The sequence below is a fragment of the Methylobacterium sp. J-001 genome, assembly GCF_022829565.1.
Taxonomy (GTDB): domain Bacteria; phylum Pseudomonadota; class Alphaproteobacteria; order Rhizobiales; family Beijerinckiaceae; genus Methylobacterium.
Genome location: NZ_JAKSYN010000197.1, coordinates 21,088 through 35,325, shown reverse-complemented (window position 1 = coordinate 35,325; position 14,238 = coordinate 21,088). Strand labels below are relative to the sequence as shown.

Annotated in this window: 14 protein-coding genes, 1 tRNA gene and 1 pseudogene; 4 read left to right on the top strand and 12 right to left on the bottom strand. The window is 66.3% G+C overall.

The window, feature by feature from the left end; all coding sequences use genetic code 11:
• Positions 1-6 precede the first annotated feature (6 nt).
• From sdhD to MKK65_RS23905, 4 genes are all read right to left on the bottom strand, one after another.
• Positions 7-426, bottom strand: coding sequence for a succinate dehydrogenase, hydrophobic membrane anchor protein (gene sdhD / locus MKK65_RS23920; protein WP_058190333.1), 420 nt, complete (start codon positions 424-426; stop codon positions 7-9).
• Between the two features lie 10 nt (positions 427-436).
• Entirely contained in the window at positions 437-838 is a 402-nt protein-coding gene (sdhC, locus tag MKK65_RS23915) for a succinate dehydrogenase, cytochrome b556 subunit (RefSeq protein WP_058190332.1), read from the bottom strand.
• A gap of 132 nt (positions 839-970) precedes the next feature.
• On the bottom strand, positions 971-2,272 hold the full coding sequence (locus tag MKK65_RS23910) for an SLC13 family permease (RefSeq protein WP_243960488.1): 1,302 nt from the start codon (positions 2,270-2,272) through the stop codon (positions 971-973).
• A gap of 250 nt (positions 2,273-2,522) precedes the next feature.
• Positions 2,523-4,016, bottom strand: coding sequence for an AMP nucleosidase (locus MKK65_RS23905; RefSeq protein WP_243960487.1), 1,494 nt, complete (start codon positions 4,014-4,016; stop codon positions 2,523-2,525).
• Between the two features lie 111 nt (positions 4,017-4,127).
• On the opposite strand from MKK65_RS23905, the gene tsaA reads away from it, so the two are divergent.
• The 4 genes and pseudogenes from tsaA to MKK65_RS23885 all read left to right on the top strand — a co-directional run.
• Positions 4,128-4,625 carry a tRNA (N6-threonylcarbamoyladenosine(37)-N6)-methyltransferase TrmO gene (gene tsaA, locus MKK65_RS23900; protein ID WP_058190329.1) on the top strand — a complete coding sequence of 166 codons (498 nt, stop codon included), beginning with the start codon at positions 4,128-4,130 and terminating at the stop codon, positions 4,623-4,625.
• A complete protein-coding gene (locus MKK65_RS23895; protein ID WP_243960486.1) occupies positions 4,622-5,314 on the top strand; it encodes an SGNH/GDSL hydrolase family protein in 693 nt (230 codons plus the stop codon). Before tsaA ends, MKK65_RS23895 begins: the two co-directional genes overlap by 4 nt.
• Positions 5,315-5,494: 180 nt before the next feature.
• Positions 5,495-6,100, top strand: a complete 606-nt coding sequence (locus MKK65_RS23890) for a LysE/ArgO family amino acid transporter (protein ID WP_243960485.1) — start codon at positions 5,495-5,497, stop codon at positions 6,098-6,100.
• 137 nt (positions 6,101-6,237) lie between these two features.
• A pseudogene (locus MKK65_RS23885) lies at positions 6,238-6,613 on the top strand (type II toxin-antitoxin system VapC family toxin); the annotation flags it as partial.
• 89 nt (positions 6,614-6,702) lie between these two features.
• On the opposite strand, the gene guaA reads toward MKK65_RS23885, so the two are convergent.
• The 8 genes from guaA to MKK65_RS23845 form a co-directional block, all read right to left on the bottom strand.
• The gene (gene guaA, locus MKK65_RS23880; protein WP_243960484.1) at positions 6,703-8,259 is read right to left on the bottom strand and encodes a glutamine-hydrolyzing GMP synthase; all 1,557 of its coding nucleotides are present in this window, start codon (positions 8,257-8,259) and stop codon (positions 6,703-6,705) included.
• 96 nt (positions 8,260-8,355) lie between these two features.
• Positions 8,356-8,775: a hypothetical protein gene (locus MKK65_RS23875; protein WP_058190325.1), complete on the bottom strand. Its 420-nt coding sequence runs from the start codon at positions 8,773-8,775 to the stop codon at positions 8,356-8,358.
• 184 nt (positions 8,776-8,959) lie between these two features.
• The gene (locus MKK65_RS23870; protein ID WP_243960483.1) at positions 8,960-9,151 is read right to left on the bottom strand and encodes a hypothetical protein; all 192 of its coding nucleotides are present in this window, start codon (positions 9,149-9,151) and stop codon (positions 8,960-8,962) included.
• A gap of 61 nt (positions 9,152-9,212) precedes the next feature.
• Positions 9,213-10,562 (bottom strand): NTP/NDP exchange transporter, encoded by a 1,350-nt coding sequence (locus MKK65_RS23865; RefSeq protein WP_243960482.1) that lies wholly within the window; start codon positions 10,560-10,562, stop codon positions 9,213-9,215.
• A 7-nt stretch (positions 10,563-10,569) separates the two neighbouring features.
• Positions 10,570-11,313 (bottom strand): NADPH-dependent F420 reductase, encoded by a 744-nt coding sequence (locus MKK65_RS23860; RefSeq protein WP_243960481.1) that lies wholly within the window; start codon positions 11,311-11,313, stop codon positions 10,570-10,572.
• Entirely contained in the window at positions 11,303-12,208 is a 906-nt protein-coding gene (locus MKK65_RS23855; RefSeq protein WP_243960480.1) for an aldo/keto reductase, read from the bottom strand. Before MKK65_RS23855 ends, MKK65_RS23860 begins: the two co-directional genes overlap by 11 nt.
• A 249-nt stretch (positions 12,209-12,457) precedes the next feature.
• Positions 12,458-12,889 (bottom strand): hypothetical protein, encoded by a 432-nt coding sequence (locus tag MKK65_RS23850; RefSeq protein ID WP_243960479.1) that lies wholly within the window; start codon positions 12,887-12,889, stop codon positions 12,458-12,460.
• A gap of 492 nt (positions 12,890-13,381) precedes the next feature.
• Positions 13,382-13,457, bottom strand: a tRNA-Asn gene (locus tag MKK65_RS23845).
• Positions 13,458-14,238: the final 781 nt, after the last annotated feature.

Below are 14,238 nucleotides of genomic sequence, written 5' to 3'. Positions count from 1 at the left end.
CGGGGTTCAGGCCGGTTGCCCGAAGCCGATGCGCAGGACTGCGTACAGGCAGGCCACGGCCACCAGGACCGCGTAGATATTGTTGGCGAACACCGCGGCGATCTTCGTCGCCTGGCCGTGCACGTAATCTTCGATCACCACCTGCATGCCGATCCGCATGTGGATGGTCACCGACAGGAGCGCCAGGATCAGGATGATTGAGACCAGGGGCTTGGCGATCAGCTGCGTCGCTTCGACGTAGCCGCGGCCGGCCATGCTGGCGATGATCACCACGAAGGCCAGCATGAGGACGGTGTTCGCGGCTGCGGTCACCCGTTGCTGCCACCAATGGCCGGCCCCGTGATGGGCGACGCCCAGGCCGCGGACACGGGCGCGTGGGGTGCGGATCGAGACGCGGGTATCCTGGCGAATCTTTTCCTGAGCCATGCCAGCCTCCTCAGCGGACCAGAAGGGCGACCGCCCAGATGACGATGGTGAGCGCGATGGATCCGACCAGCGTCAGGCGGGCCATGCTCAGGCGCCGGTCCCGATCAAAGCCGACACCGGTATCCCATACCAGATGGCGCAGACCGCCGAGCATGTGGTGCATCAGCACCCAGGTGTAGGCGAACAAGATCAGTCGGCCGACAATCGATCCGAAAAACCCGGCGACATAGGAATAGGCGACCGGTCCCGATGCAAGCGCCACCAGCCAGATCGCCACCAGGGCAGTTCCGCCATAAAGTGCGGTACCGGTAATACGGTGAAACACCGACATCGCCATCGTCCAGGTCCAGCGATAGATCTGGAGATGCGGTGAAAGCGGCTGTGCCACGGTCGGGCGTGCGGTGGGTGCCATTGGGTTGAAGCCTCGCAGCTGCGAACTGGACCGTCTCTAATCTGGTGCTAGCGCTAGTGCCTGCGCGCGCAAGCCGCAATGTGTCATGCTGCGCCGCACAGTGGGGGGCGTGTTGATAGCGCGGCGGATCTGTCACTTCAGTTGGCCCAGCAGGCGCCACCAGGCGTAATCGAGGGGGGCCGCGACCACGAGCGAGGCGAGGCCGAAGGCCAGGGTGAGTCGGGTTGCGTCCCGCAGGCGCACCCCACCGAGCTCGCTCGCGAACACGATCGGCGGCGCCTGGTAGGGGAAGAACAGGGTCGAGTAGCCGATCACCTGAATGGAGACGACGGCCAACGGCGACAAATGGGTGACATTCACCAGTTCGCCCGCGAGCGCCGTGTAGAGAGCCGGCGCTCCGTTGGCCGTAACCAGCAGCGTCAGAACGGTGCTGATGCCGGTGAGAACCGCGAAGTTCTGGCCCGGCGCGTCGGGAGCGAGCGGCGCCACGGCGAGGAGCCCATGCCCCAGACGCGCTCCGAGCCCGGTCTCGTTCACCAATGCAACCAAGCCAAGCAAAGCCGCGATGTAGAAGCAGGTGCGCAGGTTCACCTTCTGGAACGCCTCGGGCGGCAGCACGCCGATCCGAGGCAGCAGGCAGATCACGGCGGCAGCGAGCCCCACCCATGCCGGGGCGAGCCCGTGCAGGTTATCGGTCACCCAGAGGGCCAGGGTGCAGGCCAGGATCACCGCGAGGCGCCGCTCTGCGGCCGAGACCCGCGGGAGGGACGGCAGGGCCTGCGCGTCGGGGCTGAGGCGGTCGGGGAACAGGCGCACGATCAGCGCCACCAGCATCACACCCTTGACCAGGGCCAAGACCGGCGCGTGCAGGAGGATGTAGGACAGATAGGACAGATGGAGGCCGAGCACCTGCTCGGCCGAGCCGGCCATGACCAGGTTCGGCACGTTGGCCGGCAGAATCGCCGCCGACAGGATCGGGGTTGCAACCCCCACTGCGAGCACCGCGCCAGTTCGGCCCGGCCGGCCTGCCGTCAGGCCGAAGCCGTCGCACAGGGCCAGCGTCACAGGGATCATCAGGGCGATCCGACCGAGATTAGACGGCATCACGAAGGCGATGAGGAAGCTCAAACCTACGAGGCCGGCGATGAACTGAACGTAGGAGCCCGAGAGACGCACTGCCAGCGTCCGGGCCAAGCGGGCACCGAGGCCGCTTTGGGTCATGCCCTGGCCCACGATCATGCCGGACAGGACCAGCCAAAAGGCGGAGGCCGAAAATCCCGAGAATACCGTCGCCGGGTTGCCGAGGCGCAGCAGCATCGCCAATCCGAAGAAGGCGAGCGCCGTGACGATTTCCGGCAGCAGCGCCGTCGCCCAGAGGCCCATGCAGAGGACGAGCAGGGCGGCTGTCGCCAAAACAACCGCCTCCCCGCTCATCCGACGCTCCCACGTTTTGAGACGTGGCCGGCATGGGCGCGTTTGGAACGGTTCGCAATTCGGGAGTCTGCGACTCAGCCTTCGCGCCCTACGAAGGCTGGTTGAACGTTTGATGCTGTCAGGAAGACGGCAGGCCCGGTCTTCTCCATCCGGACTTTCGTGATTTGAAATGACTTCGGCTGGCTCCCCTCTCAATAGCCATAGCCACGCCCGTCACAGCCGCAGCTGCAATAATCCGCGCAGCAGTGTTCTACCGGAACGGCGGCTCGTCGAAGCTGCGCAATTTGCGCGAATGCAGACCGTGCCGATCGGCCCGCAACGCGTCCAGGGCGGCGAGGCCCACCCGGAGATGCTCGGAGACAGCGCGGTCGCAGAACGCGTTGGCGGCGCCCGGCAGCTTGATCTCACCGTGCAGCGGCTTGTCGGAGACGCAGAGCAACGCCCCGTAGGGCACGCGCAGGCGAAACCCCTGAGCTGCCACGGTTCCACTTTCCATATCCACCGCAATGGCGCGTGACTGGTTGATGCGGCGCCGCTCCTGGCTGAATCGCAACTCCCAGTTGCGGTCGTCGTAGGTGACCACCGTGCCGGTACGCAGACGGCGCTTAAGCGCCTCGGCATGCTCGCCGGTCACCGAGGCGGCGGCGCTCTGAAGCGCGACTTGTACTTCGGCCAGCGCGGGTACCGGAACGTCCGGCGGAACAAGCTCGTCTAGAATCCGATCCCGTCGGAGATAGGCGTGCGCGAGCACGTAGTCGCCGATGGCCTGCGACTGTCGCAGGCCGCCGCAATGGCCGACCATCAGCCAGCAATCCGGGCGGAGCACCGCGAGATGGTCGGTGATGGTCTTCGCGTTGGAGGGGCCGACACCGATATTGACCAAACTTGTGCCCTGCATGGTGCCGTCGGCGCCTCGCGCCACGAGGTGATAGGCCGGCATCTGATGCCGGTGCCAGGGCGAGGCGGCAATCACCGCTGCGGGATCGGCCGTGGCGGCCTCCGCCCGGCTCACCGACACACCGCCGGGCAAGACCAGCCGCTCGAAACCCTCCGCGCCCGAAGCGAGGCGCTCCAGCCCGTGTCGGACGAACTGGTCGACGTAGCGATGGTAGTTGGTCAGCAGGATCCACGGCTGGACATCGCGCCAGTCGCACCCCGTGTAATGGACTAGGCGGCGCAGGGAGTAATCGACCCGCACCGCGTCGAACAGCGCCAGCGGCAGTGGTTCACCGTCGATGAGGTCGAACGTGCCGTCGGCGATCTCGTCGCCCACGAGCGAAAGCAGCGGCACGGGGAAGTAGGTCGCCAGTTCAGCGCCGTCCACGGCGCGGCCGCCGGCATCGAGTCCCGCCTCCAAGACATAGGGGTAGGGGATCTCCTGCGCGCTCAAGCCGACTTCGATCTCGACGCCGTAATCGTCGATCAGCGGCTGCAGCTGCCGGGTCAGGTAATCGCGGAAGAACGCCGGGTGCGTGACCGTGGTCGCGTAGGTCCCAGCGGACTGGAGCTTGGCGGTGGCGCGGCGCACCCGGGGCAGCGGGCCTGTGGCGCGATAGGTGATTCGCAATTCGGGATAGCGGAAGGCGAGGCGTTCGGTGGCGTCCGGGGGCGGGCCGCCTGCGAGATAGCGCTCGAGTGACTGCCGGAGGGCACCGGCCGCGCCGTCGTAGAGTTCGGCCAGCCGGTCGACCGCGCCGCCCACATCGGCGACGGCCTGCATCGGCCGCAGTTCCCGTTCGCTCATAAACCCTCCCGTCCCAGGCTTGCCTTTACACCGCCCAGACCGGACGCGCGACCCGGGCTTGCGGCCGGACGGCGGTTGTCCGACAACCCGGCGCAGGCAAGGCGAGGATGCATGGGCACGGATGAGTTCGGAATTCGTCCGGGCGAAGAGATGGCGGCACTCCCCGCCGAATTCGACGCCGGCCTCCACTTCATCGGCCGGTTGCGCACCCCCTGGCGGACGCGGCAGGACTGCCCGAAGAATGGCCTCCAGACCGACGCAGTCTGCACCGTCGACGTCGATCCCGCCTACGCCCCCGGCCTGCTCACCATCACAGGCTGCACCCACCTGATCCTGCTCTATTGGATGGAGCACGCAACCCGCGGCCTGGTGGTGCAGCAGCCACGCCACGCAGCTGGACCGCGCGGGACCTTCGCGTTGCGCTCCCCTGCCCGACCCAACCCGATCGCCCTCTCGGTGGTCGAACTGATCGCCCGGGAGAGCGATACGCTGCGTGTCCGCGGCCTCGATTGCCTCGACGGCACGCCGCTCCTCGATATCAAGCCCTATTACGCCTCGACGGATTCCCGGCCCGAGGCGCAGGTCGATCGCGCTGGCGCCGACACGTGACGCGGTACGTCCTTGCGGGCCTCCTCGGAGCAGTCTTGGTGGCGCTCGGCGCCCTTGCCGGATGGTCCCTGCACAAGCCGGCCGCCGATGCGCGGGCGTACGCGGTGATGCGAGGCATCGCCGTCCAGGTCAGCCTGGACGAGGCGCCCCCCACTTACGTGTTCTGGGGCGGCGATTCCCAGGTGGAGCTTCAGCCCGGAGGCCAGCGGCCCTGCGGTCTGGATTTCGTCAACGGCGGCTTCAGCGGCGCCACCGCCGCAGCCTACCTGGATCACCTCTCCGGCCTGACATTCCGACACAAGCCCAAGGTCGCCGCGCTGACGATCGGCACCAACGACATCCTGCTGAAGAACAAGCCGCGCTCCGCCGAGGCGGCCGGGCGGTTCGAGGCGACTGCGGAAGCGATCGTGAGGCATCTCCAGGCTTTGAGTTCGCGGGTCGTGGTGACCGCCCTGCCCCCGATCGGCCGAGAGAGCGGTCGCTTCCTCGACGCGGCTGCGGTGCCGGAATACTCCCAACGCCTGCGCACTTTGTGCACCCGCCTCGGCTGCACGTTCACGGATCCGTTCGCGTCGCTGCGCGACGGCGAGAGCGGCTACGCCAAGCCCGGCACGCTGCGGGACGGCCTGCACCTCGCGGCCTACCGGCCCGCCATGGCGGCCCTGGAGCCGGTCCTGTGCGCGCCCTGAGCCATGCCCGCGCAGGGTGCGTCGTACCGGGCCCGCGGCGCAATCGCCTGCGCCGGCCTGCCGGACGCGTCTGCACCTCTGACGCAGCCTCCGCGCCTACGGATCTTCCCCGCCAACGTCGTGGCGAGCGCAGCGAAGCGATGACGGCGAGCAGCAGCGACATTCGATGAGCGATCCAGCGTGCTCGACGTCTACCTGACCGGCCTGTCCGTCAGCGGCGGCCTGATCCTCGCTATCGGAGCTCAGAACGCGTTCGTGCTGCGACAGGGCTTGCGCGGTGAGCATGTGGCGCTCGTCTGCGCGACCTGCGCGGCCTCCGACGCGCTTCTGATCTTGGTGGGCATTGCCAGCTTCAGGAGCATGGTCGTCCTCGCCCCCTGGCTGCGGCCCATGATGCGGTATGCCGGCGCGGCCTTCTTGATCTGGTACGGGGCGCGCAGCCTGCGGTCGGCCTTCGCCGCCACCACGGCGCTGCAGCCCGCGCCTGGATCCGCCGCCGGGCTTCGACGGACCCTGGCAACGTGCCTGGCGCTGACATGGCTCAACCCCCACGTCTATCTCGACACGCTCCTGCTGATCGGCTCGATCTCGACGCGCTTTCCGGGGCGAGAAGCGGCCTTTGCGGCCGGTGCGGTGACCGCTTCGGTCGCGTTCTTCTTCTCGCTCGGCTACGGAGCCGCGATCCTCCGCCCCCTGTTTGCAAAGCCGGCGGCTTGGCGTGTGCTCGAAGGTGTGATCGCACTGACGATGTGGGCCATCGCGGCCCAGCTGCTGAGCGGGCGGTGACGCCGCAATGGCGATTCCCTCAAGCACCGATTGAGCCCATTTGCAGTATCGGGCCCGGCAGGCACCATGACCATTCAGATGGTGACCGAAGATGTCGCCGATCTCGTCCGCTCAATGCGTGACGGCGACTGCTACAGATCTTCTATCTCTCCACGGCGTTTATTGCCGACGCACTATCAAGCGAACGGCTGACGCCGCGGGTGCGGGACTAGGTTGCGGAATAAGATCCCGCGCAACTCCTGATCAGCGACAGGACCGTCACAGAACTATCCCCGGCTCTGGCCATCAAGATCCGGACAGAACAGATGGACTTGCACAGCGCGCGGCAGCGCTTGCCGTGTTCAATAAGCTGGTTGCCGAAAGCTTCACCATACTCGGCGTGACCCGCTGCCATATCCGAACGGCGGCGAAACCCTCCACCTCACCCTCGCGTCGGAGCATGGCGCAACGGTGCATACGCTCGATCGACGTCCGGCCGCGGCCGGCTTGGACCTCGGCGTCCCGCCCCCCCTTGGATCAATCCATCACCCGCGTCGCGTGTCGGTTCCGGGTCGGAATTCAAGCCAACGACCCGATGGTCCCGGCAGGATCACACGCGCCCGTCATTCCCACTCGATCGTGCCGGGCGGCTTCGAGGTGATGTCGTAGGTGACCCGGTTGATGCCCTTGACCTCGTTGATGATCCGGGTCGCGACCCGGCCCAGGAAGGCCATGTCGAACGGGTAGAAATCGGCGGTCATGCCGTCCACCGAGGTGACGGCGCGGAGCGCGCAGACGTGGTCGTAGGTGCGGCCATCGCCCATCACGCCCACCGTCTTGACCGGCAGGATCACCGCGAAGGCCTGCCAGATCGTGTCGTAGAGGCCGGCCTGGCGGATCTCGTCGAGATAGATCGCATCCGCCTTGCGCAAGGCTTCGAGCTTCTCCGGTGTAATCGTGCCGGGGCAGCGGATCGCGAGGCCCGGACCTGGGAACGGATGGCGGCCGACGAAGGCGTCCGGCAGACCGAGTTCCTTGCCGAGCACCCGGACTTCGTCCTTGAACAGCTCGCGCAACGGCTCCACGAGCTTCATGTTCATGCGCTCGGGCAAGCCGCCGACATTGTGGTGGCTCTTGATCGTCACCGACGGGCCGCCGGTGAACGAGACGCTCTCGATCACGTCAGGGTAGAGCGTGCCCTGCGCCAGGAACTTCGCCCCGCCGATCTTCTTGGACTCCGCCTCGAACACGTCGATGAACAGGCGGCCGATGGTCTTTCGTTTGACCTCCGGGTCGCTGACGCCCTCGAGCGCCGAGAGGAACATCCCGCTCGCCTCCACGTGGACCAGCGGGATATTATAATGGTCTCGGAACAGGGCCACGACCTGCTCGGCCTCGCCGAGGCGCAGCAGCCCGTGATCGACGAACACGCAGGTGAGCTGGTCGCCGATCGCCTCGTGGATCAGCACCGCCGCAACCGCCGAGTCGACGCCACCCGACAGGCCGCAGATCACGCGCTCTGAGCCGACCTGCTCGCGGATCTTGGCGATCGCCTCCTCACGGTAGGCACCCATCGTCCAATCGCCGGAGCAGCCGGCGATGTCGCGCACGAAATTGCGGATCAACAGGGCGCCGTGCGGGGTGTGGGCGACCTCGGGGTGGAACTGCACTGCGTAATAGTTGCGCGCTTCGTCCGCCACGGCCGCGAACGGCGCGTTCTTGGAGATGGCGACGGTGGAGAAGCCGTCCGGCAGCTTCGTGACCCGGTCGCCGTGACTCATCCAGACTGGATATTTCTCGCCCTTGTGCCAGACGCCGTTGAACAGCGGGCAATCGGCCAGGATCTCGACCTCGGCCCGGCCGAACTCGGCATGGTGGCCACCCTCGACTGCGCCACCGAGCTGGGCCGCCATGGTCTGCTGGCCGTAGCAGATGCCGAAGACCGGCACGCCCGAAGCGAACACCGCTTGCGGCGCCCGAGGGCTCGCCTCGACGGTCACCGATTCTGGGCCGCCGGAGAGGATCACGCCCTTCGGCTTCTGCTCGCGGAACGCGGCCTCGGCCTTTGTGAAGGGAACGATCTCGCAATAGACCCCCTCCTCCCGCACCCGTCGGGCGATGAGCTGGGTCACCTGAGAGCCGAAATCGACGATCAGGATCTTGTCGTGGTCGGTGTTCATCGCGGGCGATTATCCGAAGGCCGGGGCGCACGCAACGCATGCGCCCGTCTCAGGCTGGGGATCGCCGCGCAAGGCTTGCGCCAGACGCGGGTGCCGTCAGTCGAAGTTGCGGACCTTGGCCGAGCCGCCGAGGCTGATCGCGGGCTTGGCCGGTGCGCCGGCGAGGCTGACCTTCTTCTGGCCTGGCAGGGTCTTGGCGCGCAGCTCCGGCGCGGCCGTCGGCACCGGCTTCGCCGGCTTGAGATGCGCTTGGCCGTGGATCACCGAACCGATCTCGCCGGCGACCCGGATGAGGTCCTCCCGATCGCAGGAGCGAGCGACCTTAAGGCCGAGCTTGTGCATGTGGCTCTTGCCGTAGAGGTAGGCGGCGAGCTGCGCGCGCTTCAGCGGCGGAATTTTCTCGAGGATCAACGGCAGGTCGAAATCATCGGCCCGGTAGACCTCGCCCAGAAACTCGAGGCTCACGGGGCAATCGACTTCGGGCTCGGCGCCGCTGGTCGGATGCGATTGCGTCATGGTTGCCTCTCGGGAAGCGATGGATCGGAAGCTGGCCCGGATGCCCCGGAGCCGGGGTCGGTTTCAAGCCCTTCCGGCACAGTCAGGTCCGCAATCCTGGCCTGCACCGAAACCGGGGTTACAGGCGGCACAATTTCGGCCGCTGGTTTCCAAGCTTCGAGGCAGCCGATGCAAACGGACTCGATCACCGCGCGGGCATGGGCTTGCCGACGGGCCCACAAAGCCTCCCGCGCGACACGATCGCCTTGAGCGTCGGCCGGATCCGGATGAAGAGCGGCTCTTCCGCCTGGGCCGCAACCGGTGCCGCAGCCAGTAGGGCAAGCAGCACCAGGGTGCAGAATGCCATTGCCGGAACAGACAGAGCCGCGCGTGTCATGCCGTCACGTCCCTCCGGCGGAGCTGATCCGGAGACCTCGCGCGTCATGGTAAACCGCCGCTTAACGCGACGCGAGCGGTTCCGCTGCCGACGCGGCGGCGTCCGCATCCAGCGAAGCCCGGCGGCGGTCCTGGGCGCGGCCGAGCCAGAGGCTATTGAGCAGCCACACCATGGAGAGCGGTACCGCCGCCCCCGCGATGCCGATGCTGCCGAAGCCGAGTCCCTGGATCCCGGTGAACGACCACGCCCCGACCTGATCGCCAAGGCGGTACACCACTGTGTCGATGAAGCTCTTGGCCTTGTAGCGGTCCTCCCGAGGGACCACGGTGAACAGCACCTCTCGGATCGGCCGAGCGATGGCGAAATTTCCGGCCCGGCGCAGGACCTGAAACGCCACGATCACCCCGATGGTCGGCGAGACTGCGAGCGCCGCGAAGCCCAGCACGCTGAACGCCGGCAGCAGCGCCAGCGTGAACCCGACGCCGAGGCGCTTGACGATCCGTCCGGTCAGGAACAGCTGCACGCCGAGCGTCAGCACATTCACGGCGAGATCGACGCTGGCGAAGAACGCGGTCTGGGCGCCCCGGTCCGGGAAGCTGCGTTTGGCGATGCCGGCCTGCTCGAAATACAGGAAGGTCGAGGTCACCGAGAACAGCAGCAGGAACAGCGAGATGTTGAGCAGGTAGGGCGAGGCCAGGGTGCGGGTGACGCCGGCCAGCACGCCACCGCCGATGGTGCGGTCCTGGCCGTCGTTGGCGGTCTCGCCGCTGCCAGGCACCGCGTGAAGCCGCGCCGAGAGGGCGGCGAGCCCGCGCATGCAGAACACGGCGGCTTCCAGGAGCACCACCGCGCAGAGCATCAGGCCCCAGGTCGGCACGTTCTTGGCAAGGATCGCGGTGGTGGCCGAGCCCGTGATGGCCCCCACGGTCGCCCCGGCCGCGATGAAGCCGAACAGACGCTTGCCCTGCTCGTTGGAGAACACGTCGACGATGGTGGCCCAGAAGATCGAGACCACGAACAGGTTGAAGATCGACAGCCAGACGAAGAACACCCGCCCGATCCAGATCCCCCAATCTTGCGGCGCCAGGTACAGGGTCAGCGCGAAGGCCAGGATGTTGGCGGCGAAGAACCGATAGGTGATCGGCACGAACCGTGCCCGAGGCATGCGCTTCACCAGATAGGCGAAGGGCAGGTTGAGAGCGAGCATGCCGACGAGCGTCGCGGTGAAGAGCCAGGGCAGGTTCTCGATGCCCCCGGCCACGCCCATCTGGTCGCGGATCGGCCGCAGCACGTAATAGGCGGCCAGGATCGAGAAGATGTAGGCCCAGGACCAGGCGAGGGCTTGGCCCTCGCCGGGGCGAATGTCGATCAGGCGCGCGAGCGGGCCGCGGGCAGCGATGGTCTCAGCCACGCGCCCCTTACTTCCCGAGCCCGAGCTTCTCGCGCAGCTCCGGCGCGGTCGCCTCGTGGCCGAAGCCGGACGACCCCATGGCGAACTTGTCGGCATCCTTCAGCGGACCGACCACCACCGGGTCGAACCCGGCATCGCGGACCAGGCCCTCGGCCACTTTCACGGCCGCGGCATCGTCGCCCGCGATCGGGATCGCCATACGACCGCCCGGCCGATCCTTGCCGCCGTCGGCGCCCGCCTTGGCGAAGACCTTGTAGTTGGCCGCGCTGAACGCCCGGACCAGCTTCGCACCCGGGAAATACTTGGCCGAGGTCGCCCCGATCCCGTTCGCCTGAACCTCGTCATAGAGCGCGCCGTCCCGCTTCTGCGTGGCGTTGCCTGCATCGAGCACGACCTTGCCGGTCAGAGACGCACCCAAATCTTTCGAAAGCTCGGGATAGGCCTTGTAGGGCACCGCGACGAACACCGCGTCGCCGAACTTGACCGCCTCCTCGGGCGTCCCGGCCTTGGCCTTCGGTCCAAGCTCCGCGATCATCGGCGCCAGGGTCTCCGGATGCCGCGAGGCGAACATCACCTCGTGGCCGTCCTTGACCCAGAGGGTCCCGATCGTCCCGCCGATATTGCCGGCGCCGATCACCCCGATCCGAATCTTCTTGGGACCGTCCTGCGCCACGGCTGACAGCGCGGACGCTGTCAGGAGCCCAGCGGCGAGAGCCAGCGCAACGCGCCGTGTGGTGCGATCAAACCGCATCGATGAATGTCTCCATCTGCTTGCGCTGGGCCGGGTCCGGGAGCGTGCCCCGGGCGGCGGCAAGATTGTCCTCGACATAGGCCACCTTGGCCATACCGGGGATCGGGCACGTCACGGCCGGGTGGCCGAGCACGTATTTCAGAAAGAATTGCGGCCAGCTGCTGCAGCCGAGATCCTTTGCCACCGGCGGTAGCTCTTTGCCCTGGACGGCCTTGAACAGACGGTCGCGGCCGAAGGGAACGTTGGTCATCACAGCCACGTCTCTCTCGGCTGCGAGCGGCAGCACCCGCTCGGCAGCGGCCCGGTTGTCGATGGCGTAGTTCACCTGGATGAAGTCCAGCCTCTCCCGCTTGATCACAGCCTCCAAGGCGTCGAGCTGGCCGTCCCGCCAGACCGTAACGCCCACATAGCGGATCCGCTTGGCCGCTTTCAGATCGCGCAGCACCGCCAGATTCGCGTCCACGTCGATCAGGTTGTGGACGGCCACGAGGTCGAGCCTGTCGACCTTCATCCGCGTGAGAGAGCGTTCGAACTCGGCGAGCGTCGCGTCGCGGCCCTGCGTATCGACTTTGCTGGCCAGAAAGACCTTCTGGCGCAACCCCGGCTCGGCCAGAATCAGGCCGAGCACGTCCTCGGCGGTGCCGTAGCTCGGCGCGGTGTCGATCACCGAGCCGCCGAGGGACACGAAGGTCTGCACCGCCGCCTTCAGGGGTGCCACAGCGTCGGGATTGGGCTCGACCTCGTAGCGCCTTGAGGTGCCGATCCCGATCGCCGGCAGCATTTCCCCGGTGGATGGAATTGGCCGCTGGATCAGCGGTTCAGCCGCCCAGGACAGACGCCCAGCGAGCGGCGCGAGGGCGGAAGCCGCGAGCACGGCACGACGGGATACGGGCATGGCCGGCCTCCGGCGGTGTCAGGACACCATCAGAAGATAGGGCGGTGATCGGCGAAAGTGTATTCGTTATTCTCACGCCTGCGCGAGCACCGTGGATCGTCAGAGAATGCTGTGCGTCAACTCGTTCTGAGCGGAGGATCAGTGTCTGTCGGCGCGGCATGCGGCGAGGGAGATCGCGCAGTGAGACCGGTATCGGTCCGGCAGCGGCCCTAGCAGAAAGCGCAATACCACTCCGTCCTGCTTGATGTTCTAGTCCTCTTCGGGCGGATCTTCGAACTCGGCACCCTCCGTATCCGGCGCGATACGGAACCGGTACTCATCGATGGCCAGGAATGCCTTGTGCACCGTCTGCGGATCGAGGCCGTCGCGGACCACGATCGTCTGGAAATCGATGAACAGGCGGGCAATTCGCGCCTCCTCCGATAAGCTGGCCAATGCCGAGGAACTCGCTCCGGCGCGCATCACGTAGCTTTTCGACACGCTGGCCTCGTCGGGCACCGGCAGCACCACGATCTGCCCGGCCGTCTCAGGTCTTAGCTCCGCCCATCGGGCGGGCGTCCACGCAATGATGGCTTCGATCTGCTTCATCGGCACCTCCAGCCGCTCGGGGTATTCCGATAAGCAGCATTTGCCGAAGGGGTCACCGGGTAGCAGGTGAAATTGTTGCGGCATGTCGGCCATGCCAGGGGCCGCATCGGCATCCGCCGCGCAGCACGAGTGCGGCTCGAAGGTGTGCTCTTAAGCATAGGTTGGCGGCGCTGGCGTCCTCGGGGGCTTGATCGATGGAACCGAGCTGAGGGTGATGCCAGGCAAAGGCAGGCCTGAAGCGTTTCGATAGGTCGGTCTGCAGCATGACCGCGTAGGCGGCAGTCCGTCGTCCGCGCTACGGAAAAGGACGGTTGTGGCGACCATCACACAGCGACGTCGGCGACCACACAGATCTGTGGTCATCCAGCTTTATTCGGCGGGTAGCTCACACGGCAGCCGACATTGCACTGCACCTGTGATCCCTCACTGGAGCAGGATAGCTCATTCGTGGCCAGATAATTCCAGTGTCACAGACCCGCGCGATACAGACACGCAGAGGCCGTCTGAGAACAGCATCATAGAGATCGAGCGCAACGCCGATCTCGGGGCGGCTCGACGGCGGTGATCGGGATGTTCAGACGTTGATGGCTCCCCGAGCAGGACTCGAACCTGCGACAAGGCGATTAACAGTCGCCTGCTCTACCAACTGAGCTATCGGGGATCACGAGCGGGTCTCTACACACCAGGTTTCTGGGACGCAAGCCCCCGAATGGCGCGATCGACCCACTTTGTGAGAGCCCCCCTCTGTAAGCCACCCCGATTGGGTAGTTTGCTGGCGTCTAAGCGATGTCGGTGTTGCTGATATGCAACGCAGGATCTAGGCTGCGGAGAGCCGACACGGTCAGAAGAGGTCTGACGCGCCGATTCGGGTCCGACTGCGCTGAGTCATCTCGCCGTCATAGGGGGCGCTTAAGGCTCGGCTCGTCGTCGGCGTCGCGAAATGCGGTGCCGTCGAAGAGCCGATTGGCGTCAGTTTCGATTCGAAGGGTCTGCCGCCCGTGTCCGTCATCCATGGCGCGGTCCCCGAACGACCTGACACGGCCAATCGGGTTGATCGGTCCCCTTCGTGGGAACTGCTGATCACCTGGACCTAGTTGCCCTACCTCGAGAGGCTTGATGATGACGCGGGATACCAGCGGGCACCGTAGGGTGTCCCCGTTCGACCGCGGGAGCCGCATGCCCGACTATATCGGCCTGTCGTTGATCGCGTTCCTGATCGTCGGCTTCGCGATGCGCGTAATCCTTGCACAGGCTACTTGATCCGCCTCGATCGCGGAATGCGTGGCACGCTCACCCTTTGAAGATATGAACTTCCCGGCGGGACGTTGCGATAAGACAAATTTGTCGCCGTTAAATTTGAAATCGAGGCATTCCGATCGTCGTTATGTTCGTCGGTAAAGCTAGAAAACCAGAATTACAGATGGCGCGTTTTTGCCGGATAT

What these genes read in the sequence shown, in the direction of transcription:
- MKK65_RS23855 (WP_243960480.1), bottom strand. Translation starts at nt 12,208, where the DNA reads ATGCCCGTATCCCGTCGTGCCGTGCTCGCGGCTTCCGCCCTCGCGCCG.
- MKK65_RS23870 (WP_243960483.1), bottom strand. Translation starts at nt 9,151, where the DNA reads ATGACACGCGCGGCTCTGTCTGTTCCGGCAATGGCATTCTGCACCCTG.
- tsaA (WP_058190329.1), top strand. Translation starts at nt 4,128, where the DNA reads ATGGGCACGGATGAGTTCGGAATTCGTCCGGGCGAAGAGATGGCGGCA.
- sdhC (WP_058190332.1), bottom strand. Translation starts at nt 838, where the DNA reads ATGGCACCCACCGCACGCCCGACCGTGGCACAGCCGCTTTCACCGCAT.
- MKK65_RS23850 (WP_243960479.1), bottom strand. Translation starts at nt 12,889, where the DNA reads ATGGCCGACATGCCGCAACAATTTCACCTGCTACCCGGTGACCCCTTC.
- sdhD (WP_058190333.1), bottom strand. Translation starts at nt 426, where the DNA reads ATGGCTCAGGAAAAGATTCGCCAGGATACCCGCGTCTCGATCCGCACC.
- MKK65_RS23905 (WP_243960487.1), bottom strand. Translation starts at nt 4,016, where the DNA reads ATGAGCGAACGGGAACTGCGGCCGATGCAGGCCGTCGCCGATGTGGGC.
- guaA (WP_243960484.1), bottom strand. Translation starts at nt 8,259, where the DNA reads ATGAACACCGACCACGACAAGATCCTGATCGTCGATTTCGGCTCTCAG.
- MKK65_RS23860 (WP_243960481.1), bottom strand. Translation starts at nt 11,313, where the DNA reads ATGCGGTTTGATCGCACCACACGGCGCGTTGCGCTGGCTCTCGCCGCT.
- MKK65_RS23875 (WP_058190325.1), bottom strand. Translation starts at nt 8,775, where the DNA reads ATGACGCAATCGCATCCGACCAGCGGCGCCGAGCCCGAAGTCGATTGC.
- MKK65_RS23910 (WP_243960488.1), bottom strand. Translation starts at nt 2,272, where the DNA reads ATGAGCGGGGAGGCGGTTGTTTTGGCGACAGCCGCCCTGCTCGTCCTC.